Consider the following 880-nt stretch of genomic DNA (forward strand, 5'->3'; position numbering starts at 1 on the left):
TAGAAGCTGTTTCAAAACCTACGTAAACAAATGAGCCCGCACGCTACGTGCATGAAGGCCTGGTAAATCCACGAATGATGTTCGTACCGCACGACAAGTCGACGGAAGTTGCCGATCCACGAGATCGTTCGTTCGACGATCCAGCGGCGGCGGTATCTTCGCAGTTTGCGGCCATCCTGCCGAGGCTTTCGTTTGCGGTTCTTACGGTGTGGGCACACCAGTTCCCAGTTCTGCTCGGCCAGGTCGTCTCGCAACTTGTCGCTGTCGTACGCTTTATCAGCGACCACTGGCGTCGGCTTCTCGGGGAACTTTGCTTTTTGCAGCGTCTCTTCGGCCAGCTTCACTTCCGCTTTCGACGCCGAGTGGACGGAACATGCCAGAGGTATTCCTTGGCCATCTGCCACCACCATCCACTTTGTACCTTTTCCACGTTTGGTTTTACCCACGTCGTGGCCCCTTTTTTTGCCGGAGCAAAGCTGCCGTCCATAAACACTTCGTCCCAGTTGATGCGGCCTTGTTCGTCAAGCTCGTCGATGAACGCATGCCACATGTCGACGAAGACGCCCGCTTCTTCCCACTCGGCTAGTCGACGCCAGCAAGTGCTCGGCGATGGATACCAATCCGGTAAGTCCTTCCAGCGTGCTCCACTACGAAGCACCCATAAAATGCCTTCAAAACAGGACCGATCGTCCGCCCGAGGCCTGCCGCCACGACGAGTTGTCGGGACGTCAGGAATGAACGGTTTCACCATTTCCCACTGCTCGTCGGTGAGCAGCACTTCACGTTTACCAGCCATCGAAGGACTCCTTTCGATGGTAGGTGTAACGCAAATCGTTACCTGGCGCAAGCTTATAACGTCAGGGTTTTGAAACAGCCTCTA

Annotated in this window: 2 protein-coding genes; both read right to left on the reverse strand. The window is 55.2% G+C overall.

Annotation, left to right across the window (positions count from 1 at the left end; genetic code table 11):
- Positions 1 to 11 precede the first annotated feature (11 nt).
- A complete protein-coding gene (locus C5Y83_RS16235; RefSeq protein ID WP_233207255.1) occupies positions 12 to 410 on the reverse strand; it encodes an IS5 family transposase in 399 nt (132 codons plus the stop codon).
- Entirely contained in the window at positions 341 to 796 is a 456-nt protein-coding gene (locus C5Y83_RS16240) for a transposase (protein WP_105330828.1), read from the reverse strand. Before C5Y83_RS16240 ends, C5Y83_RS16235 begins: the two co-directional genes overlap by 70 nt.
- Between the last annotated feature and the right edge of the window lie 84 nt (positions 797 to 880).

Origin of the sequence: Blastopirellula marina (genome assembly GCF_002967765.1) — a bacterium.
GTDB lineage: Bacteria > Planctomycetota > Planctomycetia > Pirellulales > Pirellulaceae > Bremerella > Bremerella marina_A.